The sequence below is a fragment of the Streptomyces sp. NPDC002680 genome, from assembly GCF_042889145.1.
Taxonomy (GTDB): domain Bacteria; phylum Actinomycetota; class Actinomycetes; order Streptomycetales; family Streptomycetaceae; genus Streptomyces; species Streptomyces adonidis.
This window is the reverse complement of record NZ_JBIAQP010000008.1, coordinates 26,632-50,588: the sequence shown is the minus strand read 5'-3', so window position 1 is coordinate 50,588 and position 23,957 is coordinate 26,632. Positions and strand designations below refer to the sequence as shown.

The window sequence follows — 23,957 nt, the reverse complement described above, 5'->3', positions numbered from 1 at the left end:
AGGAACCGGCGGATCCTCCACCGGCTGGCCCTGCTGGTCCAGGACCATAAGACACACATCCCTCTCCTCAGTTGGCTGTATGTCTCGTACCGGTTGCTACCTCAACGCGTCCCCCGACTCCAGTCGGGTCAAGTAGCTCTTGTCTCGAAGGTGACTAGCGCATCGATCCGCCAATCGCGTGCCAAGGCGACCCCCTCAACCCATCAGTCACTCACCGGGCTCCAGTTCCCGAACCCGGTAGTGAATCTTCGCCGCCTCTTCAAGGAGGGCTTTGGCTTCGGCGATGTCGGTGCACTCGTACGCGGCTCGGTGTTCGAGGCCGCGGACATGCGTGTCCAGCTCGGGGTCGCGGGCGATGGCGTACTGACCCCACCAGCGAGCCATGAACGCCGGCACCGGACCGACGTCGTATGCGTCGGCGATCGCCCACTTCCAGTGCTCGTCGAAGTCAGGGAGGAGTTCGGGCGTGTGCTGGGCGATGGCCTGGCGCAGCGCCTTCGGAGTCCGCTCGGGCATGGGAGGGACGACCGCAACGGTCTCCGCAGCGTGGGCAGCCATGACCGATTCCCTCTTTCCACGCGTTGTGTCTACGACCATGGCCGCGCTCACCGTCCCCGCGCGGTCTGTCCGCGCACTGGCACGTCCGACCCCCCGGTCGGGCGGATCAGCGGTGAGCGGCTGCGTCGCCAAGGGGTCGTTGATCGTGTTCTCTCCCATGACGTCACCGTGACCGGGCCACTCCCCTTCCGGCCCTGATACCCGTCTTCTTCACTCGATGGTGTTCACTTCGGCCTCACCTTTGACCCACTCCACGAACACCGCCCAGTGGTCGGCCGAGAAGACCAGCGGGCGGGCCGCAGGAAGGTGCCGAGGACAGGGCGCAGGGCCCTGCGAAGCCTTCCGCTGGGCCAGTTCAGGGGTCAGGAAGCCTCGGTCTTGGGAATGCCCAGACCTTGGAGATAGGCGATCCGGCCTGCTATGGCAGCGGAGAAGTGCTGCCAGTCGAGTTTGGGGAACAGTTCCTTCGGAGTGGGGTCCTCAGCAGAAGAGGTGACGAAGCAGGCTGCGTCGTACAACTGTTCTTCAACGAGTCGCTCGCAGAAAATCCCGAACCGTTCCTGATACGACTTCCCGTGCAGCTTCTTTCGATTCGGCAGACCGCACGGCTTACCTCCGGTCGCCGAACAGCAGTCGGCAAGCCAGACGTCCGGGATAGGGAACGCTCCCTGGTCGAGGGCGACCGGATACCGGGAGCCAGGCGCGTCCTCCATGATGAAGAAGTAGCCGAGCCACGGCCTCTCGCCCGGGTAGAGCTCCGCCAGCCTGGCCCGCCGAACGTCCACAGCGCTACCGAGGGCTTCCTCGACTCGGTTGTTGAAATTGTTTCCGAACGACGGTCCGCCGAGCGCCTTCAGTTCAAAGGCCGCCACCAGGGTCTCCTCGTAGGTGACGACCACATCCCATCTCTTCGAAGCACGGTAGAAGCCCGGCAGTTCCAGTCGGTCGCTCACCTTCACGCGGATAGAGCCGACAGGGAACTTCGCGTCGAGGAAGAACTGGCGGAGAAGCTCGGCGATCGGATCGAAGTGCTGACCACCCCTGACCTTGCCGGCGGTCCCGGCGCCCACCGCGCCCTTCAGCGTCGACTTCTCGTTCTGGGTGTTCTTGACTCCCCAGTACGCGGCAACCGCTCGTTCGAAGTCCTGCCGGTCGACTGCCAAGACGCTCTGCTCCTAGTCGGGAAGCCCGGCAAGCCCGTAGACACGCAGTGCGGCGTCTGTCGCTGCCTTCACGTCTCTCTTGTCGAAAGCCTCCGCCAGAGCGACCCGGTCGCTCTCGCTGATCGACTCCGGATCGGGGACACGAATCTTACGTAGGTACTGGGCCTGGAAACGAAGGGTTCCCCCACGCATCTTGACCGCGTACGCCTCCACGAACGCCTCTGCGACCTTGGACAGCAACAGGCCACCGAGTACACGCATGTCCCAGACATCCGAGACGATGAAGTACAGGTTGTGGTGAGGGTACAGGCCGCCTTCGTCAAGGACTGGATGGATTCTCAGCTTCATGTCCGGAAACAGAAGCTTCTGTCGGCGCGTAAGCCGGTGATCGACCTTGTCAATGGTCTTGTACCAGCGTTCGGGCTGCTTGACCGCGACGTACCGCCTACGCAGCGCCTCGCTGTGCTGTTCGAAATAGGTGGCGAGGCGCGGGTACGCGGCGAGGTCGACCAGCTCACCGCCGGCGGTCCATGGGTTCACCAGCCATGTGCCGCTCCAGTCGATGGTGCCGTCGGTGGTGTCGCGGACCATCGCCATGGGCAGCAGCCGGTCCTCCTCGACCAGGTCCTCGTCCTTGGTGAGGAAGACCTTGTCCGCACCGGTCGCGATGCCGATCCCCACCCTGGTTCCAGTCCGGGGGTCCTCCAACAGCCGGAATCGCTCGGTCAGGTCCTCAAGCATTGCCAGCCTCGCCGGTGACGCGGCCGGCCACGAGTCCTCGTCAGGGAACCAGTGAGACATGCGGGCGGCCTGAAAGCCGGTCGTGGTGATCGACTCCGGTCCATCGGCCAGGTACCAGGCAGCGAAGTCTCGGGCTTGCTGGGCCCCGAAGGACCGACTGGTGTCCGCGGCAACGGCTTCGCCCTGATCCCTGTTCGAGATGACCGTGATCGCGGGATAGGCCGAAACCTGATCCTCAAAGGCATCGACGTCATGCATGACGAGAGCAAGGTCCATGCTGAAGTCCTTGGTCACCAGCTGCCTCAGCCGCCTCCCATACTGGTTCCTCATCCAGCGGTCGGCGCAGATGAAGCCAAGCCGGCCACCGCGGTTGAGGCTCCGCAGCGCGACCTCGTAGAAACCGATGTAGATGTCGGCTCGACCACCCATGGCAGAACAGGCGCTCCGGTAGGCCGCCATACGGTCGTCAGGTACGTCTTCGAGCCGGATGTACGGGGGGTTGCCGACGACGTAGTCGGCACGATGCTCGTCATCCGACTGAAGCAGATAGTCCCCCTGCGTCACCCACGCCGCTGCCACCGTCTCTGCGTCATCGGGACCCCAGCCGTCCTGCCGCAGTCTTGCCACGACCACAGACCGGCTCTGCTCAACATTGCGGTTCAGGAGGTCGAAGGCTCGTACAGCGTCGATCGCTTCCAAGATCGGGCGCTTGTGCGCTCGGCATGACGCGCTGATTCGGGAAGCGACGACTGCCAAGAACGCGCCGCCGCCGCAAGCAGGTTCCACAAGCCGCAGATCGCACAGATCCTTGTCATCGGTATAGCCGAGAAGATCCAGAATGAGCTCGACAACCCAGGCACGTGTGAACACCTCGCCGTGCTCCACGGCCTCTTGCAGAGACTCGGGAAGGGTGAGGTCGTCGGTGCCGAACAGCGCGATAGTTGCCACGCGAGGACAGTACCGCCCCTGCCTCCGCAGGCCCCGTTTCTATCCACAGAGCGTAGTCGGTTAATAACTTTCCGGGCTGGTCTCCCGCTCGCCCCGCGCCGCCACGAACGACGCCCACGCGCCAGTGCCGAAGATCAAGGCTGGACCGTGCGGGACCTTGCTGTCCCGCACCGGAACCAGGCCCACGTAACCGTCGGCGACCTCGACGCAGTTGTTGTCCCCCCCGTCGCTGTAGGACGACTTGCGCCACGCAGCGGTGCCAAGGTCGGGGGTGTTCTTCATGGTCTGTGTTCCTCCAGTACGCCCTTGACGAACGCAAGCGAGTCCGACGGGGACAACGACAGGTCCCTGAGCCGATCGTAGGACAGTCGGTGCCGCAGGACCTCGTCCGGTTCCTCGGTCAACTCGCCCCGGGTGTTGCCTTCCGTGTAGGCGACAGCACTTCCGTCCTCCTGCCACAGCAGCGTCAATGACGCGCTCATGTGGTGGTGGGCTCCAGCGGAGAAAGGCAGCACCTGAAGCGTCACGTTGGGCCACATCGCGGCGGCCTCGATGTGGAGCAGTTGATCTGTCCAGGTCTTGGCGAGAGCCGCAGGCCGCCGGAACGCGTACTCGTCCATGATGATGCGGACGTTGGGCTCTGGCTTCCGCCGCAGCAGGTACTGCCGTCCGATCCGCGCCGCCACCTGCTCCTCGACCAGCTCCTCGCCCCCAGGCGTTGTCTGGGGCCCGGACAACACCTCCCGTGCGAAGTCCTCGGTCTGCAGGAGTCCGGGCACGCCCGGCGTGAACTTCCGCATGATCCGCGCCGTCGCCTCCAGCCCCATGAACCTCTTGTACTGGTCCTTGAACGCGTCCAGCCGAGCCACCCGCCAGTGACTCACCAGCAGGTCACCGGCCGCGTAATAGGTGTCCAAGTCCTCCATGACCGTCACCTTGGACAGGCGCTCGCCCGACTCCAGCCGGGACAGGTAGCTCTTGTCGTAGCCGGTCTCCTCGGACAGTTGGCCGAGTGACTTTCCCGCCTTCTCGCGCAGGAACTTGAGCGTGCGCCCGAGCACCGCCCGCCCCGAATCAACCTGTTCGCCCATCTCGCTCCTCGCCATTGCCCAGGCCCCCCGGCAACGCCCACCCCCTTCCGCAGCGTACGCCGAAGCAGTGACGATCGAGATACGAACGGTAATCGCCGCTCGTCACAGCCTCCCCCACCGAAGGGCAACCGGCACTCATGCGTCTACTCCCCTGGACCACCCCCGAAGGCAAACCCTGTTACCTCAGCACCGACAGCGGTCTCAGCCGGCTCTCTCTCCTCGCCGATGACATCGAGGCAGCCCAACTGGACTCCGGGGAGCAGGTCTTGATGGGGGCGCGGGCCTTGCTCGATGACCCCAAGGCGGGGGAGCGGGCCGTACGTTTCGGGCTCACGCGGGCCGCCGAGTCACTCGCTGACGTCCTGCGGATCGCGGTCAGCCGGGGTGGGCGGATCCCCGCGGAGTGGTGATACCCAGTACCCGATACCGGGTTCCTCGGTCGCGGAGCCGAGCAGAGGTTCCGCTCCGCGACCGAGATTTCCCCCGTTGCGAGATCAACAATGCCTGGATGGCTTGCCCTTGTCGTTCGCAGTCGGTGCACACTTTCTTGGCCCTGCGTCTACTCCCCTCAGGACAGCCTCTGTTGTCTGTGTTCCCTCGGTGACATCCCGTACTCGGCGCGGAACGCCCTTGTGAAGTCCGACGGGCGCTGGTAGCCCCAGCGGGCCGCGATCACGTGGATCGGTGTGCCGCGCAGGGAGGCCTCCGCCAAGTCCCGGTGCGCGTTCTCCAGGCGTCGGCGCCGGATCCACGCCGCCACCGTCTCGCCGCCCGCCTGCTGCTGGAAGATGCGGTGGAGGTAGCTGAGCGAGATGTTGTGGGCGGTCGCTATCACCGGCGGGGTCAGTTCCGGGTCGTGGAGGTTCTGGCGGATGAAGGCCTGGATCTGGGTCGCCGTGGCCCGTCCTCGGGTCTCCGGCGACAACTCGGCCTCCGCTTCGAGGAGTTGCGCGAACCACGCCGACAGCAGGTCGAGGACCACCGTGCCCAGGCGGGGCGCGTCGGACGGCTGGAGCGTGTCGGCCTGGCGGTCCAGGCCGACGACGAAGTCCGCGAGCAGCGCACCGACCCCCTCCCTCCCCGGCAGGTTCCGGCCCAGCAACTCCCCTACCCGGTGCGGCGGCAGCGGCAGCAGCGTCTTGGGGAAGTCCACGGCCATCCCCGTCACGACACCGCCCTGCCGGTCGTCCGCCGACCTGACGTCGTACGGCCGCGAGCTGTCGGCCAGGTGCAGGTCACGTGACGTGTACGTGCTTTCGCGCCCGGCGTGGTCGAGTGCCAGGCCGCCGTCGATCAGCAGCGTCAGGTGGTACAGCTCGGGGTCGGACTGGCGCACCAGTTTCGGAGTCCGTCGGTAACGCGTCGGCTTGAACGACATCTGGCTCACGACCACCGGACCCAGCTCCAACAGCCGCTGCTCCGCCCAGAATTCGGCGGCATGGGCGCTGACGAGCGCACTGGAGCGCGTCCGGCCGACCAGTTCCTGCCAGTAGTCGAACCTGTCCTCCGCAGGTACGTCGTCCGTACGGAACACCGTCCCGATCATTCCGCCCCCCTCCGTCCGATCTCCGTCCCCGGTCTCCGATCCCGGTCCCGATCTTCTTCGCCGCAGTACGGCAACCTTTCCGCCCCCGGCTGCGACAGCCAAGTGACGTCATGCCCCCTCCAGTTAACCCCTCACTCGATCGGAAGCCGTCGTGAGCGCAACCCGCAGCAAGCCGCCCCGTAGCCGCAGCCGTCACCGCCGGCGCAGAACCGCCCTGGTCGTCGGCGTACCGCTGGCCCTGGCCTCCGCCGGAGCCATGGCCTACGGCGGCGTCCTCGGCGCGTTCGGTGCGGACGCGCAGCCGAAGGCCTCCGCCGCGACCGCCGCCGGCTCCGCGCTCGCGGGTGTCACCGACGTCGCCAACGGCTTCGCCTCGGTCAACGCCATCGGGCAGAACGGGACTTACGGCGGCCGGGACGGCCAGACCGTCACCGTGAAGACGCTCGCCGACCTGGAGAAGTACGCGACCGCGGCCGAGCCGTACATCATCGTCGTCGCCGCCACCATCAACATGGACCCCGTCGGGAAAGAGATCAAGGTCCAGTCCGACAAGACCATCATCGGCGCCGGGACCTCCGGGCAGATCGTCGGCGGTGGCTTCTTCCTCGGGCAGGGTGTCCACAACGTCATTATCCGGAACCTGACGATCCGGGACGCGTACCAGGGTGTCTGGAACGACAAGGAGCACGACTTCGACGCCATCCAGATGGATGGTGCACATCACGTGTGGATCGATCACAACGATCTACGGCACATGGCCGACGGGCTCATCGACAGCCGCAAGGACACCACTTACCTCACCGTCTCCTGGAACAAGCTGAGCCAGGAGAACAAGGCCTTCGGCATCGGGTGGACCGAGAACACCACCGCCGACATCACCATCCACCACAACTGGATCCGTGAGACCGAGCAGCGCAACCCGTCCACCGACAACGTGGCCCACGCGCACCTCTACAACAACTACCTGGAAGACGAGGCCGGCACCACCATCAAGTCCTCGTACGGGAACTACTCCCGCGGCAAGACCAACATGGTGCTGGAGAACTCCTACTTCCAGGGCATGACCAACCCCGTCGTCCGTGACGCGACCGCCACCCTCGTCCAGCGCGGCAACGTCTTCTCGGGGACCACCGGCAAGAACGAGAGCGGGGGGTCCGGCGCCGCCTGGGACCCGAAGAAGTACTACACCTACACCCTGGACAAGGCCGCCGACGTGCCCGCGCTCCTCAAGTCCGGTGTGGGGCCCCGGAGTTCGGTGGCGAAGGCGACGACCGCGACGACAACCGCCGCCGCCGCGACCACGCTCACCGTCGCCGCCGACGGCTCCGGCCAGTACAAGACCGTCCAGGCCGCCGTGAACGCCGTACCCGCCAACAACGCCTCCCGCGTCCTGATCTCCGTCAAGCCGGGCACGTACCGCGAGGTCGTGAAGGTGCCGTCGAACAAGCCGCACGTCACCATCCAAGGCACCGGCGGCAGCCGCAAGGACACGGTCATCGTGTACGGCAACTCCGCCGGCACCCCCAAGTCCGACGGCTCCGGCGGCTACGGCACCCCCGGCAGCGCGACCCTCGCCGTCGAGTCCGACGACTCCCAGGTCCGCAATCTCACCGTCACCAACGACTTCGACGAGGCCAAGAACCAGAGCCAGACCGGTCACCAGGCCGTCGCCCTGCGCACCGGTGCCGACAAGGTCGTCCTCGACAGTCTCATCGTCAACGGCGACCAGGACACCCTGGAGTTGGAGACCGCCGGCAAGGACACCCTCGGCCGCGTCTACATCACCAACTCCTACATCACGGGCAACGTCGACTTCATCTTCGGCCGGGGCACGGTCGTGGTCGACAGGTCCGTCATCACGCTGAAGAAGCGCTGGGACGGCACCTCGGGCGGCTACATCACCGCCCCGAGCACCCCTGCCAACCGCAAGGGCATCCTGATCAACAGCACCACCGTCAACGGTGATGTGGCCTCGGGCACCTTCTTCCTCGGCCGGAACTGGCACGCCGGCGGCGACGCCGCCCTCGACCCGCAGACCACGGTCCGCAACTCCACCCTCGGCGCCGGCATCAAGACCGCGACCCCCTGGTCCGACATGGGCGGCTTCTCCTGGAAGGACGACCGCTTCGCCGAGTACAAGAACACCGGCGCGGGCTCGGGCGCCGCGAGCGCCAACCGTCCGCAGCTGACCGACGCCCAGGCCACCGGCCAGGAGGTCGCCGACTGGCTGGGCGACTGGACGCCGACGGCCGGCTGACCGTCGTACACCCCTGAGAACCGGCCGGGGAGCGGGGCACCGACGCCCAAGGGAGCGCACGTCGGTGCCCCGCTCCCCGGCCCCACCACCACACCGCGCACGCCCCACCTCCCCAGCCCCTCCACACCCCTTTCCCAGGCCCACCACAGCCCGTAGCACCACGTTGTACGGATGGTTGCGCGGAAGATCCTGCTGGCCGACGACGACTCGGCCGTACGTGAAGGGCTCGACCGGGTGCTCCGGTTCGAGGGGTACGAGACCGTCCTCGCCGGGGACGGCCGCGCGGCCCTCGCCTATGTGTCCGCACCGGACACCGCACCCGACCTCGTGCTCATGGACGTCACCATGCCGGGCCTCGACGGGCTCGCCGCCACCCGGCGGCTACGGGCCTCCGGGTGCACGATCCCGATCCTGATGATCACCGGACGGAACGCCGTCGGGGACCGGATCGTCGCCCTCGACAACGGCGCCGACGACTACCTGATGAAGCCCTTCGCCATCGAGGAACTCCTCGCGCGCGTACGGGCGTTACTGCGCCGGAGCCCTCAACGCGTGCCCCCGCCCTCACCGCTCGCGGGCCTCCGCTTCGAGGACGTCCACCTGGACCCGCGGACCCGTACCGTCACCCGCGCCGACCGCCGGCTCGACCTCACCAAGACCGAGTTCGCCCTCCTCGAATACCTGCTGCGGCGGCCCGGCCTGGTCCTCGGGCGCATGCAGATCCTCAAGGACGTCTGGGGCTTCGACTTCGAGCCCACCTCCAACACCCTCGACGTGTACGTCATGTACCTGCGCCGCAAACTGGAGAGCCGGGGCGAACCCCGGCTCATCCACACCGTACGAGGGCTGGGCTACACCCTCAGGGCCAACGTCAGCGTCTCCTCCGAACGGTAGGCGGCCTCCAGGGACGGTGACGCCAGCCGCGCGTACACCCCGCCCCGCGCCATCAGTTCGTCGTGCGTGCCCGTCTCCGCGAGGCGGCCCCCGTCGACGACCAGGATGCGGTCCGCGTCCGGGGCGAGGCTCAGATCGTGGGTGATCATGATGGTCGTACGGCCCGTCATCAGCCGGCGCAGCGCCGGGACGATCCGGCGGGCGGCGATCGAGTCCAGGCCGGCCGTCGGCTCGTCGAGGACCAGGACGGGCGCGGCGCGCAGCATGGCCCGCGCGATGGCGATCCGTTGCAGTTGCCCGCCGGAGAGCGTGGCCGTACCGGGGGCGATCCGCGTGCCGTACCCGTCCGGGAGCGCGGCGACGAAGTCGTGGGCGTCGGCCGCCCGGGCCGCCGCCTCGATCTCCGCGTCGCTCGCGCCGGGCCGCCCGCACTCGATGTTCTCGCGGATCGAGCCGTGCAGGATCAGCGTCTCCTGCGGCAGCAGGGCCACGTTCTCGCGCAGGAAGGTGAGGGGTACGTCGGTCAGCGGGACGCCGTCCAGGCAGATCACGCCCGCTGTGGGGTCGTAGAAGCGGGTGAGGAGTTTCGACAGGGTCGACTTCCCGGCGCCGCTCGCTCCGGTGATGAGGACCAGCTCGCCGGGAGCGGCCGTGAAGGTCACCTCGCGCAACGACTCGCGGTCCGTGCCGGGGTAGGTGAAGGAGGCGCCGTGCACGCTGACCCAGCCGCGCACCGGCCATTCCGGGACGGCTTCCGTCGGATCCGTCACCGCCGGCTCGGCGTCGAGCAGCTCGCCGAGGCGTTCCGCGCCCGCGGTCGCCGCCGTCAGGGTCAGACCGAGCTGGCCGAGGCTGCGGATCGGCGGATAGAGGTAGCCGACGAAGGCGGCGAAGGCGAGGAGCGCGCCCAGGGACATACGCCCGGCGGAGATCTCCCACACACCGAGCCCGATCACCGTCAGCACGCACAGCGTCTCGACGACCTCGACGAACTGCTCGTACATCTCGCTCAGCCGCGCCCCGCGCACACTCGCCCGCATCCAGGCGCGGGCCTCGCGGTCGAGGCGCTTCTCCTCGTCGCGGCGGCGGTTGTAGGCCTGGGTGAGGACGATGTTGCCGAGCGACTCCTCCACCACCGAGGTGATCGCGCCGTCGGCGACCCGCTCGTCCTGGCTCGCCGTCCTGATGCGGCTCGCGAAGCGGCGGGCGGCGAGGAGGAAGAGGGGGGCCAGGAAGAAGGTGACGAGGGCCAGGTCCCAGCGCAGCCAGAGGGCGGCAGCGGAGTAGAAGACGGCGGAGAAGGCGGCGGAGACGGTACCGACGACACCCGACACGACCATCTGTTCGATGGCCTCGACGTCTCCCGTCAGACGCTCCACCAGGTCGCCCTGGCGGTGCTTCTGGAAGAAGTCGGGCGGCAGATCCTGGACGTGCCGGAAGACACCGGCCCGGAGCCGCAGCACGAATCTCTCGGCGGTCCAGGTCGCGAGCGAGTTGCCCGCGTATCCGACGAGCGCGCCGAGCACGGCGACGGCCAGCCAGGCGCCGGCCGGGCCCCAGAAGGCGGAGAGGGAACCGGCCTCAAGGGCGTTGTCCGTCAGCTCCGCGAACAGCAGGATCGCGGCGGTCTCGGCCAGCGCGGACACCACCACGCACGCGACGATCGCCACCAGCCACTTCCGGTCGCCGCGCGTCAGCGGCCAGAACCGGCGGAAGGCCTCGCGGACTTCCCTCATGGTCGACTTCCTTTCCTCACATGCCTGAGGCGGGGCCACCGGGACGATGCGCTCGTCCTCCGGTGACCCCGCCTCATGGCGGGTCTCAGCCCTGGTGTCCGACCGGGCGACGCTGCACCTTCTTGGGAGCCGGCTTCTTCGGCGTCTTCTTCTTCGGCGCGGGGGCGGCGGGCTTGGCGGCCTTCTTGACGGGGACAATCTTGTGGAAGCTCATAGGAATTCCCTCCCGGGTTATGAATTGACTGTTTGCTGCATGGGGTTTGCTGTGTTCTGCGTCAGTCCTTATGGGCGACCGGGCGACGCTTGGGAGTGACCTTCTTCGGAGCGGCCTTCTTGGGGGCCGGGACGGCCTTGCGAGCCTTCTTGACCGGGGCGATCTTCTTGAAGCTCATGGTTTGCTCCTTCTGCCGTTGCTGTTTGCTTTCGACATGGAAAACATTACGGGATTCCGGAGCCAGGAAAAGCCAATTCCGCTTAGACCTCAATGAATTGCGGCTGAGAACGATTTTCAGGACACCGGGGGAACCGATCCGCAATTCACACAGGACTTATTACGGGCATTACAAAGGGCCCAGGGCGACAAGCCCTGGGCCCTTCGAGAAGCAACCGGAGACTACTACTGCACGACCGTGATCCGGTTCGCCGCAGGCGGCGCGATCGGTGTCGTGGCCGTGGAGTTGGCGGTCAGGTAGTCCGCCAGCGCCGCCAGGTCGTCCGTGCCGACCAGGTCGTTCGTGCCCTGGCCCAGCGTCGTGAAGCCGTCACCGCCGCCCGCGAGGAAGCTGTTCGTCGCAACGCGGTAGGTGGCGGCCGGGTCGATCGCCGCACCGTTGAGCTTGACCGAGTCGGCGATCACGCGTGCCGCGCCCGTCTTCGTCAGGTCGAGCGTGTAGGTGAGCCCCGAGGAGATCTGGAGCACCTTCGGCGAGGCCGCGTTGGTGCCGCTCACCTGCTCCTGGAGAACGGAGATCAGCTGGGCGCCGGTGAAGTCCTGGAGGTTGACCGTGTTGGAGAACGGCTGGACCGTGAAGCCCTCGGCGTAGGTGACGACACCGTCGCCCTCGGTGCCCTTGGCCGCGTAGGTCAGACCCGCGCGGATACCGCCCGGGTTCATCAGCGCGAGGTCGGTCTCCGGGTCGAGCTTCTTGCCGTACGCCAGTTGCGCGTCGGCGATGAGGTCGCCCATCGGGGACTCGGTGCCGGTGCTGTTGATGTCACCGGAGATGTAGCCGATGGCGCGGTTGCCGATGGGGGCCGCCAGGGTGTTCCACTTGGCGATCAGCTCGGTCATGTCCGGGGCCTTGGCGACGGTCCGGGTGACCACGTGGTTCGCGGAGGAGACGGCCGTACGGGCGATGTCACCCGTCCAGCGGTCGTACGTCAGCGTGGTGTCCGTGTAGAGGCGGCCGAAGGACGCGGCCGAGGTGACCGTGCGCGGCTTGCCCGACGGGTCCGGGATGGTGCAGGCGTAGGCGGCGTGCGTGTGGCCGGTGACCAGCGCGTCGACCTTCGGGGTGATGTTCTTCGCGATGTCGACGATCGGACCGGAGATACCGGAGCCGCCGCCCGCCGCGTCGCAGTCGTAGTTGTACGCGGAGGAGGCCGGCAGACCGCCCTCGTGGATCAGCGCGACGACCGACTTGACGCCCTGCTTCTCCAGTTCCTTGGCGTACTTGTTGATCGTCTCGACCTCGTCCTTGAACTTGAGGCCCTTCACGCCCTCGGCGGAGACGACACCCGGGGTGTCCTCAAGCGTCACGCCGATGAAGCCGATCTTGACGCCGTTCTTCTTCCACACCCAGTAGGGCTTGAGGATCGGCTTCTTGGTCTTCTCGTCGAGCACGTTCGCGGCGAGGTAGGGGAAGTCGGCACCCTCGAACTTCTCGCCCTTGACGTAGCAGCCGTCCGTCGGGTGACAGCCGCCCTTCTGGAGACGGGCCAGTTCCCTGGCACCCTCGTCGAACTCGTGGTTGCCGACCGAGGTGACGTCCAGCTCAAGGCCGTTGAGCGCCTCGATGGTGGGCTCGTCGTGGAAGAGGCCCGAGATCAGCGGGGAGGCACCGACCATGTCGCCGCCGGCCGCCGTGATCGAGTACGGGTTGTCCTTGCGCGCCTCGCGCAGATGCGTGGCGAGGTACTCGACACCGCCCGCGTCGATCGTCTTCGTCGTGCCGTCGGCCTGGATCTCGGTGACCCGGCCGGAGGAGCCGGACGGCGGCTCCAGGTTGCCGTGCAGGTCGTTGAAGGACAGCAGCTGCACGTCCTGGTAGCGGCTCGGCTTGCTGTGGCCGTGCCCGGGCTTGTACGTCGTCTCACCGGCGCTGGCCGGGAGCGCGGCGGCGAGCGCGCCGACCGTGGCGATACCGGCGGCGCCCGCGATCAGCAGACGTGCGCGTCTGCGGCGGTGGTACGGCTGGGGTGTGGCTGGCATGTGCCCCCCTGAAGTTCGTAAGAGGAGAGGAAGGGACGCCCGAAACGGACGTAAGAAGTGCGTGAGAATTCGGTCCCGTCCCGGCGCAGCCTAGGGTCAACGCGCGTAGCGCGACAGGGGTTCAGGGTTACGGAACGGTTGCCTCCTCGGGAGATTCACCATGAATCGGGCAGGCCTTACCCTCGTAGCCATGACCAGCGACGACACCGCGCCCTCCGGCCCCCCCGTCCTGTCCCGCTCCATCGACACCCTGGCCGCCCTCGCCCCCGGGCAGGCCGACGCCGTTCTCGCGCTGCTCGCGGAGGCCGCCCGGACCGACGGCCAGCAGGCGGTGTCCGAGCAGGGGCGGCTCCAGCTGCGCGGGGGCGCCCGCGAGGGCGTGTCGCACTTCCTGCTCTCCGTCGGCGGCCAACTCGTCGGCTACGCACAGCTGGAGGACACCGACCCGGTCGAGGCCCCGGCCGCCGAACTGGTCGTCCACCCGGCCCACCGCGGCCACGGCCACGGCCGCGCCCTCGGCTCGGCCCTGCTGGCCGCCTCGGGCAAGCGGCTGCGCGTCTGGGCGCACGGCGGCCACTCCGCCGCCCGGCATCTCGCCCAGGTCCTCGGGCTCACCCTGTTCCGTGAACTGCGCCAGCTGCGGCGCCCGTTGACCGACCTGGACCTGCCCGAGCCCAAGCTCCCGGCGGACGTGAGGGTACGGACCTTCGTCCCCGGCGAGGACGACACGGCCTGGCTCGCGGTGAACGCCGCCGCCTTCGCCCACCACCCCGAACAGGGCTCGCTGACCCAGCGCGACCTCGACGACCGCAAGGCGGAGGCCTGGTTCGACCCGGAGGGCTTCTTCCTCGCCTTCCGCGAGGGCGAACTCATCGGCTTCCACTGGACGAAGACGCACGCGGCGGAGGGCCTCGGCGAGGTGTACGTCATCGGCCTGCGCCCGGGAGCCCAGGGCGGCGGCCTCGGTCGGGCGCTGACGACGATCGGCCTGCGCCACCTGGCCGGGAAGGGCCTGCCCACGGCGATGCTGTACGTCGACGCGGACAACACGGCGGCGGTGAGGCTGTACGAGCGGCTGGGCTTCGCGACCCACGAGACGGACCTCATGTACCGCACCGAGTCCTGAACGTAACCCCGTACCGGGGGCGGTGATCTTGACACCGCCCCCTCTCTTGGTTCACCCTTTCACTACTCAATTAGTGAAAGGGTGGTTGTACGCGTGGTCGAGTACCGCATCGACAGGCGCACCGGCGTCGCCACCTACCTCCAGATCGTCCAGCAGACCAAACAGGCCCTGCGCCTGGGCCTGTTGGAACCCGGCGACAAGCTGCCCACGGCCCGTGAGGTCGTGGAGGCCACCGCCATCAACCCGAACACCGTCCTGAAGGCCTACCGCGAGCTGGAGCGCGAAGGCCTGGTCGAGGCCCGCCGGGGTCTCGGCACGTTCGTCCGCAAGTCGCTGGGGGCGGCCCCGGCCGACTCCCCGTTCGGCGCCGAACTCGACGACTGGGCCGAGCGGGCCCGCGCGGCCGGGCTCGAACGGGACGACGTGGCGGCGCTGTTCAACTCCGTACTCGACACGCACTTCAAGGGGGACCAGGGATGAGCGACACCGCCATGGAGGCGGCCGGGCTGGGCAAGCGGTTCGGCCGGCGGAAGGGCTGGGCGCTGCGCGAGTGCGCGTTCCGGCTGCCGGCCGGCCGCGTCTGCGCGGTCGTCGGGCCCAACGGCGCCGGCAAGTCGACGCTGCTGTCCCACGCGGCCGGTCTGCTCAGGCCCACCGAGGGCACGCTCACCGTCCTCGGCACCAGCCCGGCGGCGGCCCGCGAGCGCGTCGCGTACGTCGCCCAGGACAAGCCCCTGTACCCCCAGCTCACCGTCGAGGAAACCCTCCGCTACGGCCAGGAGCTGAACCCCCGGCGCTGGGACAAGGCCGTCGCCGAGCGCGTCGTCGCGGACGGCGCCCTCGACCCCGACGCCAAGATCTGCACCCTCTCCGGCGGTCAGCGCACCCGGGTCGCGCTCGCCCTCGCCCTCGGCAAGCGCCCCGAACTGCTGCTCCTGGACGAGCCGATGGCCGACCTCGACCCGCTCGCCCGGCACGAGCTGATGGGCACGCTGATGGCCGACGCCGCCGAGAACGGCACCACGGTTGTCATGTCCTCGCACGTCGTCGCGGAGCTGGAGGGCTCCTGCGACCACCTCCTCCTCATCGGCGCGGGCCGGGTCCGCCTCGCCGGCGAGCTGGAGGACCTGATCGCCGCCCACACCCTGGTCACCGGCCCGGCCGCCGACCTCGACGGGCACACGGTCGTCGAGTCCCGTACGACGGGCCGCCAGACCACCGCCCTCATACGCCCCGGAGGCCGCCTCGCCGGGACCTGGCAGAGCGCCACCCCCACCCTGGAGGAACTGGTCCTGGCCCACCTCCGCTCCCCCGAGGCCCCGCCGCTGCACCTCGACGCGGACAACTCGGTGGAGGCCGCCGTATGACCGCCCCGACCGGCGCCGAGACCCCGGCGCAGAAGCTCAGCAGAGAAGACACGGACACCTCGGCCGCCCTCACGGCCGCCGAGACCCCGGCGCGGAAGCGGTCCCGGGGCCTGTACCGCCCCCACGGCCTCACCTGGGCCCTCCTGCGTGTCCACCGCTCCGCCCTCTGGTTCTGGCTGCTGTACGTCGCCGTAACCGCCGCCACGATCCTGTGGACGTACGGGCCGGGCGCGACCGCCGCCATGGACGAGCTGGCGGCCTCGGGCTGCCGTGACGGCGGCATGCCCAACCTCGGCTGCGACACGCTCGGACCGGACGGAGCCCGCTGGGACTCGGGCGTCGCCCTCGGCAGCGCCCTCCTCACCGTCGCCCCGCTCCTGATCGCCGCGTGGGCGGGCGGCTCGCTCATCGGCCGCGAACTGGAGGACGGCACGGCCCGGCTGGCCTGGACCCAGTCCGTGTCCCCGGCCCGCTGGCTCGCCGGAAAGCTCGCCGTACCCGCCGTACTGATCATCGCGGGCACGGTCCCGCTCACCCTGCTGCACCGCGTGATGTGGGCGGCCACTCCCGAACTGCGGCAGGACAGCTGGAACTGGTACGACACCGGGATCTTCGAGCCCCACGGCACCCTCACCACCGCCTACGCCCTGCTGGGCCTGGCCCTCGGTGTCCTCGTGGGCCTGGTCGCGCGCCGCTCGCTGCCCGGCCTCGGCATCGCCCTCGTCGCCATGGGAATCGTCGTACAGCAGTTCCAGTCCCTGCGTCCGCACCTGTGGCCGGCCGTGACCCGGACGAGCGCCGTCGGGTTCGAGGACGACGGCAGCATGACGGTCGGCAGGGGCTCGTACACCTCCACCGGCGCCCGCATCCCCGACCTGTTCTGCGACGGCAAGGCCCCGTGCGTCGCCCGCCACGACGTCGCCGGCGTCTACCGCGACTACCACCCGGCCTCGCACTTCTGGCCCCTCCAGCTCGTGGAGACCGGCATCCTCCTCGCCCTCGCGACGGTGGCCACGCTGATCGCGTTCACCCTCGTCAGACGCCGCACGGGAGCCTCCGTATGACCATCACCACCGCACTCGCGGCCCCCGCGCCGCAGCGCACCCGCCGGCTCCCCCACGGCCTGCCCGGGGCGATGCTGATCCTGCACCGCTCGGCCCTGTGGTTCTGGCTGCTGCTGGTCGCGGTGGCCGCCGGGGCGCTGCTGTGGATGTACGGATGGGGCGCCGACGCCGCCTTCGCCGAGTTCTTCCGCAGGGGCTGCGTGGACGGGGTCCTGAACGACGGCTGCGACTACATCGGCCCCGCCTACACCCGCTACGACACCGCCGAGACCGTCAGCGGCGGCCTCATCAACGCCGTCCCGCTGCTCACCGCCGTCTGGGCGGGCGCCGCGCTCATCGGCCGTGAGCTGGAGAACGGCACCGCCCACCTGGCCTGGACGCAGTCCGTGTCCCCGGCGCGCTGGCTCGCCGCCAAGCTCGCCGTACCGGCCGTACTGCTCACCATGGGCACCCTCCTCCTCGTGCTCCTGCACCGGCTGGCGTGGGGCGCGCACACCGAGCTGTTCCGCGGGATGGGCACCCGGCAGTGGCACGACGACGGCACCTACTTCGCGAACGGCACCCTCGCCCCCGCGTACACGCTGCTCGGCCTGGCCGTCGGCGCCCTGACGGCACTGCTCGTACGGCGGTCCCAGGCCGCCATGGGCACCACCTTCTTCGCCTTCCTGACCCTCGAGTTCGTGATCACGTCACAGCGTCCGCACCTGTGGCCGGTCAAGACCCTGACCAGCAAGGACGGCTATCCGGACTACATCGGCATGGTCGTCGACGACGGCGCCCTGACCGCCACCGGGAAGCACATCTCCGACCCGATCTGCGTCGCCGACACCCAGTGCCTCGCAGACCACGACATCGTCGGCTACTTCCGCGACTACCACCCGTCCTCCCACTTCTGGCCCCTCCAGCTCATGGAGACCGGCATCGTCCTCGCCCTCGCCGCCGCCGCGACGGCCGCCGCCTTCTGGCTGCTGCGCCGACGTACGGCCTGAGAACCCCGGGACCCCGTCCGCGTATGCCCCTTCCACCGGGGAGAAGGGGCATACGCGCACCCCGGCCCGCGCCCCCGCTCACCCCTGCGAGCCGCCCCCCGATATCCCGCACGTCATGTCCCCGTAACCAGTGATTCAGCCGAGCTTGCGACGCTCACCCAATGACGCCCGCCGTGCCCGAGCACTCACCGCCCGCAGAGGGCACCCAGGGGACCGGAGCGGCCCAGACTGTCCCGGCCGCGCTCCCGCCCGCGCGCTCCGACGCGCCCGTCCCGGCCCAGGCGCGGAACAATGGGGGCATGAGCCAGCCAAACGCCCAGTCGCAGGTACAGCACGCGCAGCCGTCCGTCGGTTCCCTGACCTCCCACCGCCCGCACACGGTGTCGGCCGTGGTCTCCGACCTGGAACCCGACATCGACGCCGACCTCGACGAGTACGAGGAGGCGCCCTACGACGGCGAGCTGCTGCCGCAGGGCCGCTTCCTCGACCGGGAGCGCAGCTGGCTCGCGTTCAACGAGCGGGTGCTCGAACTGGCCGAGGATCCCAATACGCCGCTCCTCGAACGGGCTAATTTCCTCGCGATCTTCGCGAGCAACCTGGACGAGTTCTTCATGGTCCGGGTGGCCGGTCTCAAGCGCCGCATAGCCACCGGCGTCGCCACCCGGTCCGCCTCCGGTCTCCAGCCCCGCGAGGTCCTGGAGATGATCTGGGCCCGCTCCCGCGAGCTGATGGCCCGGCACGCCGCCTGCTACCAGGAGGACGTCGCCCCTGCGCTCGCCGAGGAGGGCGTGCACCTGGTCCGCTGGGCCGAGCTGACGGAGAAGGAGCAGGCCCGCCTGTTCACCCTCTTCCGCCACCAGATCTTCCCGGTCCTCACCCCGCTGGCCGTCGACCCCGCGCACCCCTTCCCGTACATCTCGGGTCTCTCCCTGAACCTCGCGGTGGTCGTACGGAACCCGGTGAGCGGACACCGCCACTTCGCGCGTGTGAAGGTGCCGCCGCTGCTGTCCCGCTTCCTGGAGGCCTCCCCGAGCCGGTACGTGCCCATCGAGGACGTCATCGCCGCGCACCTCGAAGAGCTGTTCCCCGGCATGGAGGTCCTGGAGCACCACGCCTTCCGCCTCACCCGCAACGAGGACCTGGAGGTCGAGGAGGACGACGCCGAGAACCTCCTCCAGGCCCTGGAGAAGGAACTGATGCGGCGCCGCTTCGGGCCGCCGGTGCGCCTGGAGGTCGAGGAGTCCATCGACCGGTACGTACTCGACCTGCTGGTACGGGAGTTGAAGATCACCGAGGCCGAGGTGTACCCGCTGCCGGGTCCCCTCGACCTCACCGGCCTCTTCGGCATCTCCTCCCTCGACCGGCCCGAGCTGAAGTACCCCAAGTTCATCGCGGGCACCCACCGCGACCTGGCCGAGGTCGAGTCGGCGTCGGCCCCGGACATCTTCGCGGCCCTGCGCGAACGGGACGTACTCCTGCACCACCCGTACGACAGCTTCTCGACCTCCGTCCAGGCGTTCCTGGAGCAGGCGGCCGGCGACGACGACGTCCTCGCCATCAAGCAGACCCTGTACCGGACCTCGGGCGACTCCCCGATCGTGGACGCCCTCATCGAGGCCGCCGAGGCGGGCAAGCAGGTCCTCGTCCTCGTCGAGATCAAGGCCCGCTTCGACGAGCAGGCCAACATCAAGTGGGCGCGCAAGCTGGAGGAGTCCGGCTGCCACGTCGTCTACGGCCTCGTCGGCCTGAAGACCCACTGCAAGCTGTCCCTGGTGGTCCGCCAGGAGGGCGACACCCTGCGCCGCTACTCCCACGTCGGCACCGGCAACTACCACCCGAAGACGGCCCGCCTGTACGAGGACCTGGGCCTCCTGACGGCGGACCAGCAGGTGGGCGCGGACCTCTCGGACCTGTTCAACCGCCTGTCCGGCTACTCCCGCCGAGAGACCTACCGCCGCCTCCTCGTCGCCCCCAAGTCCCTTCGCGACGGCCTGATCGCGCGGATCAACAAGGAGGTCCAGCACCATCGCGCCGGACGTCCCGCGTACGTCCGCATCAAGGTCAACTCGATGGTGGACGAGGCGATCATCGACGCGCTGTACCGCGCCTCCCAGGCGGGCGTCCCGTGCGACATCTGGGTCCGCGGCATCTGTGCCGTACGGCCCGGGGTCCCGGGGCTCTCCGAGAACATACGGGTCCGATCCGTCCTCGGCCGCTTCCTCGAACACTCCCGGGTCTTCGCCTTCGGCAACGGCGGCGAGCCCGAGGTGTGGTTCGGCAGCGCCGACATGATGCACCGCAACCTCGACCGCCGCATCGAGGCGCTCGTCAGGGTCACGGACCCGGCCCACCGGGCCGCGCTCAACCGGATGCTCGAAACCGGTATGTCCGACACCACACAGTCCTGGCACCTGGGCCCGGACGGCGAGTGGACCCGGCACGCGACGGACCCCGAGGGCCACCCCCTGCGGAACGTCCAGGAGATGCTCATAGACGCCCGGAGGCGTAGGCGTGGCACAGCAACACCTTGAACCGACCGACCCCACGACGGCCGGACCCGTGACCGCCGACGCCCTGGCGGACTACCTGAGGGCGCAGGCGACGGAGTTCCTCCGCGCCCTGCGCCTGCACAGGGAGACAGGCACGGCCTCCTCCGCCCCCTCGGCGGAGGAACCCGTGGACGCGGCCCGCGCGCTGCGCCACGCGGCCCGCCGCATCACGGGCACCCTCCACACCTTCCGCCCACTCCTCGACCCCACCTGGTCGGAGACGATGCACCCCGAACTGGCGTGGCTGTCAGGCACCCTGGCCAGGGAACACGCATACGCGGCCCGCTTGGAACGCCTGCTGCTGGCGCTGCAACGCCTGTCGGGGGCGGTACCGTTCCCGGCCCAGGCGAGCGCCGCTGCGGGCAGTCGAACCGCGACCCGCCCCGCTGTGGGCAGTCGTTCCGCTGGGGCGGAACGGGTGGGCACAGCGGAACCCGGCAACGCCGGCCCCCAGACCCACCCGGCCACCCCGGACCGCAGCAACTTGACAGTAGGCGCAGCAAAAGCAGGCGCCTTGCTGGAACGCCAACTGACACTGGCCCGCACCCGAGCCCACTCAGCAGCCCTCCAAGCCCTGGGCTCAAGCCGCTTCCACGCGGTAGCGGACAACGTCGCGGTCCTGGCCAGCGAGGTCCCCCTGACCCCCGCAGCGACAACAAACCCCACCGACCTACGCCCCCTCGCCGCCGCCGCGGACGAACGCCTCTGCGACGCCGTCAAGGCCCTCCCCCTCCTCACCGCCGGCCACCCCTACAACGCCGAGGCCCTCATCCACGGCCTCTCCCCCGACCCGGCCCCCCACCCCCAGGACGCCCCCTGGCACCACGTACGCCTCCTCCTGCGCCTGCGCCGCTACGCCCACGAGGTCCTGGACGGCGACGAGGCCCGCGTCGACGTACGCATGCTGACGGCCGGCACGGCGCTCAACCGCCACCGCGACGCCTCCGAGGCCGCCGCAGCAGCCGCGGCAGCGGCCCGCACCCCGCGCATCGCCCCGGCGACGGCGTACGCCCTCGGCGTGCTCCACGCCGACCAGCGCCACGAGGTCGAGGCGGCCCGGTTCGCGTTCCAGCAGTCCTGGGAGAAGAAGGCGATGAGCACAAGGTGACCTCGGCCCGCGAGGAACCCGTACTGGCGGCGGGCTGCGTCCTGTGGCGCCGCTCGCCGGTGGACGGCGGTCTGGAGATCTGCCTGGTCCACCGGCCGAAGTACGACGACTGGTCGCACCCCAAGGGCCGGCTGAAGCACGACGAGGAGACCCTCGCCGCCGCCCTGCGCGAGGTCGAGGAGGAGACGGGCTACGAGGCCGCCCCCGGCACACCCCTCACGACCACCCACTACGAGGTCAACGGCCGCCCCAAGCAGGTGAGTTACTGGGAGGCGGAGGCGGTGTCGGGCAGCTTCGCCCCGAACGACGAGGTCGACCTCATCCTCTGGCTCACCCCGACGGCGGCCCGGGAACGCCTCACCCAGCCCCGCGACAAGGACCTGGTCGACGAGCTGCTGGCCGTACGCCGGAGTACCGGCTAGAGCCTGTCCCCCTGGTGCCCCTTGCCGTCCGTCCGGGCCAGACTGCGGGCCCGGCGGGCAGGTCCGCGCCAGCCGCAGCTGCATCTCGCGAAGCAGAAAGGCCCGTGTTCCACCATGGAAACGGAGTGTTCTTCGGGGAACTGGGACGATTCGCTTCGATCCTGCTGCGCCACACCGACCACGGTACCCACAGCCGAGTAAAGGGCTGGTATCCGCGTGACAACCTCCCCCACCCCTCGTTAAGCGGAACGACAGGGGCCGTGGACCGCGGCCCGGCTTGGGGGTGGGCGGCGATGGACCGGCGGCGGCACTGGCGAGCGGACGGGGCGGTCGTGACGGCCGCCATGACAACGGGTCTCCTGCTCTGCGCCACCGGCTGCACGGGCAGCGGCGAAGCCGCCACCGGGGACGCGCGCCCGGCCGCAGACGCGATCCGCGTCCTGCACGCCGCCGCCGCGACCCTGGTCGACGCGGGCACCTCCCGGACCACCACGTCCATGGAGATGGCCACCGGCGGCACCCGGGTCACCATCCGGGGCGAGGGCGTCTACGACTACGGCAAGCAGCTCGGCCGCCTCAAGGTGCTGCTCCCCCAGGACCCGGCGGGCGCCAGCCCGCACCGCCCGATCACCGAACTCCTCGCCCCGGGCGCCCTGTTCATGAAGAACCGGGGTGCGGGCGTCCCGGCCGACAAATGGGTACGGGTGGACACGGCGACCCTGTCCGACGGCAACCTGGTGACAGGCGGGGCCACGGACCCCTTCGCCGCCGCCGAGGTCCTGCGCGGGACGCGCGAGGCGACGTACGTCGGCCGGACCCGGGTCGCCGGCACCGAGGTACGGCACTACAAGGGCACCGCCGACCTGGCCAAGGCCGCGAGGAGCGCCTCGCCGGGCAACAGGGGCCCGCTGGGAGCGGCGGCGAAAGGGTTCGCCACCGCCGAGGTCCCCTTCGAGGCCTACCTCGACGACGAGGGCCGTATCCGCAAGCTCCTGCACCGGTTCAGCTTCGTCAACGGGCAGCACAAGGGCACGGTCGCGGTCGCCTCGACGACGCTGCTGTACGACTTCGGGGCCCCCGTGCGCGTACGGCTGCCGCGGCCCGCGGACATCTACGCGGGCCGGATCGCCGAGCAGTGAGACTGCCGTGGTGGGACTGCCGTCCGGAAATGGGGGAAGGTGAGCCGGGCGAGCAACCCGGCCCGCCCGGGCTGCGTCCGCCATGGCGCAAGGACTAGCCCGTCCGTGCCATGCGCGGTGTGTAGACCACTGCCTACTCTAGGAAGCGGTGACGGCAGAGAAGAGGTGATGCACGTGGCTCCGGTCGGCGGTACGGCAGTTCAGGACCACGTGGCCCTCGCCGAGATCGAGCTGTGCGGAGAGCTGATCATCGCGGCCTCGGCGGCCGCCGAGGAGCGGCTCAGCCTGGAGAGCATCGACGAGGTGCTGAAGGTGGCGGAGGAGCGCGAGGGGCGCAAAGTCACGTCGGCTGGCTGAAAAGCGACGGACACCGAGAGGTCGGCCGAGGCTCAGGTACGCAGCAGACGACCGATCGCCTTGGTCGCCTCCTCCACCTTCGCGTCGATCTCCGTACCGCCCTTGACGGCCGCGTCCGCGACACAGTGGCGCAGATGCTCCTCCAGGAGCTGGAGCGCGAAGGACTGCAGGGCCTTGGTGGAGGCGGAGACCTGGGTGAGTATGTCGATGCAGTAGACGTCCTCGTCGACCATCCGCTGGAGCCCGCGGATCTGACCCTCGATCCGGCGCAGCCGCTTCAGGTGCTCGTCCTTCTGCTTGTGGTATCCGTGCACAACGTCGGGCGTCTCCGCGCCGGCCTCTGTGGTCGTCATCGCGTAGTCCTCCCGTTGAACAAGCACCGTTGAACAAACACCTTGAACAAACATGAGACGCAAAAGCGCCTATATACCCCTGCCGGGTATATGGTAACCAACTTTGCTGGGTATAGGG

General features: G+C 69.2%; 23 protein-coding genes. 13 read left to right on the top strand and 10 right to left on the bottom strand.

Features of this window, described 5'->3' with window-relative positions; translation table 11 throughout:
* Positions 1–207: 207 nt before the first annotated feature.
* From ACFYXF_RS21475 to ACFYXF_RS21455, 5 genes are all read right to left on the bottom strand, one after another.
* Positions 208–558 (bottom strand): hypothetical protein, encoded by a 351-nt coding sequence (locus ACFYXF_RS21475; protein ID WP_389351323.1) that lies wholly within the window; start codon positions 556–558, stop codon positions 208–210.
* A gap of 362 nt (positions 559–920) precedes the next feature.
* Positions 921–1,721 carry a PaeR7I family type II restriction endonuclease gene (locus ACFYXF_RS21470; protein WP_389351321.1) on the bottom strand — a complete coding sequence of 267 codons (801 nt, stop codon included), beginning with the start codon at positions 1,719–1,721 and terminating at the stop codon, positions 921–923.
* Between the two features lie 12 nt (positions 1,722–1,733).
* Entirely contained in the window at positions 1,734–3,410 is a 1,677-nt protein-coding gene (locus ACFYXF_RS21465) for an Eco57I restriction-modification methylase domain-containing protein (RefSeq protein WP_389351319.1), read from the bottom strand.
* Between the two features lie 60 nt (positions 3,411–3,470).
* Positions 3,471–3,692, bottom strand: coding sequence for a DUF397 domain-containing protein (locus tag ACFYXF_RS21460; protein ID WP_389351317.1), 222 nt, complete (start codon positions 3,690–3,692; stop codon positions 3,471–3,473).
* The gene (locus ACFYXF_RS21455) at positions 3,689–4,501 is read right to left on the bottom strand and encodes a helix-turn-helix domain-containing protein (RefSeq protein ID WP_389351316.1); all 813 of its coding nucleotides are present in this window, start codon (positions 4,499–4,501) and stop codon (positions 3,689–3,691) included. Before ACFYXF_RS21455 ends, ACFYXF_RS21460 begins: the two co-directional genes overlap by 4 nt.
* A 137-nt stretch (positions 4,502–4,638) precedes the next feature.
* Between ACFYXF_RS21455 and ACFYXF_RS21450 the strand changes: the two genes are divergently transcribed.
* Positions 4,639–4,911 (top strand): hypothetical protein, encoded by a 273-nt coding sequence (locus ACFYXF_RS21450; RefSeq protein ID WP_389351314.1) that lies wholly within the window; start codon positions 4,639–4,641, stop codon positions 4,909–4,911.
* Positions 4,912–5,069: 158 nt separating this feature from the next.
* On the opposite strand, the gene ACFYXF_RS21445 is transcribed toward ACFYXF_RS21450, so the two are convergent.
* On the bottom strand, positions 5,070–6,047 hold the full coding sequence (locus ACFYXF_RS21445) for an AraC family transcriptional regulator (RefSeq protein ID WP_389351313.1): 978 nt from the start codon (positions 6,045–6,047) through the stop codon (positions 5,070–5,072).
* 151 nt (positions 6,048–6,198) lie between these two features.
* Between ACFYXF_RS21445 and ACFYXF_RS21440 the strand changes: the two genes are divergently transcribed.
* A complete protein-coding gene (locus ACFYXF_RS21440) occupies positions 6,199–8,304 on the top strand; it encodes a pectinesterase family protein (RefSeq protein ID WP_389351311.1) in 2,106 nt (701 codons plus the stop codon).
* Between the two features lie 171 nt (positions 8,305–8,475).
* Positions 8,476–9,198: a response regulator transcription factor gene (locus ACFYXF_RS21435; RefSeq protein ID WP_389351309.1), complete on the top strand. Its 723-nt coding sequence runs from the start codon at positions 8,476–8,478 to the stop codon at positions 9,196–9,198.
* Here the strand turns inward: ACFYXF_RS21435 and ACFYXF_RS21430 are convergent.
* From ACFYXF_RS21430 to ACFYXF_RS21420, 3 genes are all read right to left on the bottom strand, one after another.
* Complete coding sequence (locus tag ACFYXF_RS21430; RefSeq protein WP_389351307.1) at positions 9,156–10,934, bottom strand: ABC transporter ATP-binding protein; 1,779 nt, start codon at positions 10,932–10,934, stop codon at positions 9,156–9,158. The two genes, ACFYXF_RS21435 and ACFYXF_RS21430, sit on opposite strands and share 43 nt — an antisense overlap.
* 85 nt (positions 10,935–11,019) lie before the next feature.
* On the bottom strand, positions 11,020–11,148 hold the full coding sequence (locus tag ACFYXF_RS21425) for a hypothetical protein (RefSeq protein ID WP_389351305.1): 129 nt from the start codon (positions 11,146–11,148) through the stop codon (positions 11,020–11,022).
* 402 nt (positions 11,149–11,550) lie between these two features.
* Positions 11,551–13,365 carry a bifunctional metallophosphatase/5'-nucleotidase gene (locus tag ACFYXF_RS21420; RefSeq protein WP_389351303.1) on the bottom strand — a complete coding sequence of 605 codons (1,815 nt, stop codon included), beginning with the start codon at positions 13,363–13,365 and terminating at the stop codon, positions 11,551–11,553.
* 190 nt (positions 13,366–13,555) lie between these two features.
* Here ACFYXF_RS21420 and mshD point away from each other — a divergent pair, with 190 nt between their 5' ends.
* From mshD to ACFYXF_RS21370, 10 genes are all read left to right on the top strand, one after another.
* Positions 13,556–14,491: a mycothiol synthase gene (gene mshD, locus ACFYXF_RS21415; protein ID WP_389351301.1), complete on the top strand. Its 936-nt coding sequence runs from the start codon at positions 13,556–13,558 to the stop codon at positions 14,489–14,491.
* 93 nt (positions 14,492–14,584) lie between these two features.
* Positions 14,585–14,971 (top strand): GntR family transcriptional regulator, encoded by a 387-nt coding sequence (locus ACFYXF_RS21410; RefSeq protein WP_389351300.1) that lies wholly within the window; start codon positions 14,585–14,587, stop codon positions 14,969–14,971.
* On the top strand, positions 14,968–15,858 hold the full coding sequence (locus ACFYXF_RS21405) for an ABC transporter ATP-binding protein (RefSeq protein WP_389351298.1): 891 nt from the start codon (positions 14,968–14,970) through the stop codon (positions 15,856–15,858). Before ACFYXF_RS21410 ends, ACFYXF_RS21405 begins: the two co-directional genes overlap by 4 nt.
* Positions 15,855–16,922, top strand: a complete 1,068-nt coding sequence (locus tag ACFYXF_RS21400) for an ABC transporter permease (RefSeq protein ID WP_389351297.1) — start codon at positions 15,855–15,857, stop codon at positions 16,920–16,922. The genes ACFYXF_RS21405 and ACFYXF_RS21400 overlap by 4 nt, the downstream gene beginning before the upstream one ends.
* Complete coding sequence (locus ACFYXF_RS21395) at positions 16,919–17,911, top strand: ABC transporter permease (protein WP_389351296.1); 993 nt, start codon at positions 16,919–16,921, stop codon at positions 17,909–17,911. The genes ACFYXF_RS21400 and ACFYXF_RS21395 overlap by 4 nt, the downstream gene beginning before the upstream one ends.
* Before the next feature lie 299 nt (positions 17,912–18,210).
* Positions 18,211–20,442, top strand: a complete 2,232-nt coding sequence (locus ACFYXF_RS21390; RefSeq protein ID WP_389351294.1) for an RNA degradosome polyphosphate kinase — start codon at positions 18,211–18,213, stop codon at positions 20,440–20,442.
* Positions 20,423–21,568, top strand: a complete 1,146-nt coding sequence (locus tag ACFYXF_RS21385; protein WP_389351292.1) for a CHAD domain-containing protein — start codon at positions 20,423–20,425, stop codon at positions 21,566–21,568. The genes ACFYXF_RS21390 and ACFYXF_RS21385 overlap by 20 nt, the downstream gene beginning before the upstream one ends.
* Positions 21,565–21,990, top strand: coding sequence for an NUDIX hydrolase (locus ACFYXF_RS21380; protein ID WP_389351290.1), 426 nt, complete (start codon positions 21,565–21,567; stop codon positions 21,988–21,990). The genes ACFYXF_RS21385 and ACFYXF_RS21380 overlap by 4 nt, the downstream gene beginning before the upstream one ends.
* A 293-nt stretch (positions 21,991–22,283) precedes the next feature.
* On the top strand, positions 22,284–23,129 hold the full coding sequence (locus tag ACFYXF_RS21375) for a hypothetical protein (RefSeq protein ID WP_389351973.1): 846 nt from the start codon (positions 22,284–22,286) through the stop codon (positions 23,127–23,129).
* Between the two features lie 168 nt (positions 23,130–23,297).
* Entirely contained in the window at positions 23,298–23,486 is a 189-nt protein-coding gene (locus ACFYXF_RS21370; protein ID WP_389351288.1) for a hypothetical protein, read from the top strand.
* A 32-nt stretch (positions 23,487–23,518) separates the two neighbouring features.
* On the opposite strand, the gene ACFYXF_RS21365 is transcribed toward ACFYXF_RS21370, so the two are convergent.
* Entirely contained in the window at positions 23,519–23,839 is a 321-nt protein-coding gene (locus ACFYXF_RS21365) for a metal-sensitive transcriptional regulator (RefSeq protein WP_389351286.1), read from the bottom strand.
* Positions 23,840–23,957 lie beyond the last annotated feature (118 nt).

What these genes read in the sequence shown, in the direction of transcription:
- ACFYXF_RS21405 (WP_389351298.1), top strand. Translation starts at nt 14,968, where the DNA reads ATGAGCGACACCGCCATGGAGGCGGCCGGGCTGGGCAAGCGGTTCGGC.
- ACFYXF_RS21425 (WP_389351305.1), bottom strand. Translation starts at nt 11,148, where the DNA reads ATGAGCTTCCACAAGATTGTCCCCGTCAAGAAGGCCGCCAAGCCCGCC.
- ACFYXF_RS21375 (WP_389351973.1), top strand. Translation starts at nt 22,284, where the DNA reads ATGGACCGGCGGCGGCACTGGCGAGCGGACGGGGCGGTCGTGACGGCC.
- ACFYXF_RS21475 (WP_389351323.1), bottom strand. Translation starts at nt 558, where the DNA reads ATGGCTGCCCACGCTGCGGAGACCGTTGCGGTCGTCCCTCCCATGCCC.
- mshD (WP_389351301.1), top strand. Translation starts at nt 13,556, where the DNA reads ATGACCAGCGACGACACCGCGCCCTCCGGCCCCCCCGTCCTGTCCCGC.
- ACFYXF_RS21365 (WP_389351286.1), bottom strand. Translation starts at nt 23,839, where the DNA reads ATGACGACCACAGAGGCCGGCGCGGAGACGCCCGACGTTGTGCACGGA.
- ACFYXF_RS21455 (WP_389351316.1), bottom strand. Translation starts at nt 4,501, where the DNA reads ATGGGCGAACAGGTTGATTCGGGGCGGGCGGTGCTCGGGCGCACGCTC.
- ACFYXF_RS21450 (WP_389351314.1), top strand. Translation starts at nt 4,639, where the DNA reads ATGCGTCTACTCCCCTGGACCACCCCCGAAGGCAAACCCTGTTACCTC.
- ACFYXF_RS21420 (WP_389351303.1), bottom strand. Translation starts at nt 13,365, where the DNA reads ATGCCAGCCACACCCCAGCCGTACCACCGCCGCAGACGCGCACGTCTG.
- ACFYXF_RS21430 (WP_389351307.1), bottom strand. Translation starts at nt 10,934, where the DNA reads ATGAGGGAAGTCCGCGAGGCCTTCCGCCGGTTCTGGCCGCTGACGCGC.
- ACFYXF_RS21445 (WP_389351313.1), bottom strand. Translation starts at nt 6,047, where the DNA reads ATGATCGGGACGGTGTTCCGTACGGACGACGTACCTGCGGAGGACAGG.
- ACFYXF_RS21400 (WP_389351297.1), top strand. Translation starts at nt 15,855, where the DNA reads ATGACCGCCCCGACCGGCGCCGAGACCCCGGCGCAGAAGCTCAGCAGA.
- ACFYXF_RS21370 (WP_389351288.1), top strand. Translation starts at nt 23,298, where the DNA reads ATGCACGTGGCTCCGGTCGGCGGTACGGCAGTTCAGGACCACGTGGCC.
- ACFYXF_RS21395 (WP_389351296.1), top strand. Translation starts at nt 16,919, where the DNA reads ATGACCATCACCACCGCACTCGCGGCCCCCGCGCCGCAGCGCACCCGC.
- ACFYXF_RS21435 (WP_389351309.1), top strand. Translation starts at nt 8,476, where the DNA reads ATGGTTGCGCGGAAGATCCTGCTGGCCGACGACGACTCGGCCGTACGT.
- ACFYXF_RS21390 (WP_389351294.1), top strand. Translation starts at nt 18,211, where the DNA reads ATGAGCCAGCCAAACGCCCAGTCGCAGGTACAGCACGCGCAGCCGTCC.
- ACFYXF_RS21460 (WP_389351317.1), bottom strand. Translation starts at nt 3,692, where the DNA reads ATGAAGAACACCCCCGACCTTGGCACCGCTGCGTGGCGCAAGTCGTCC.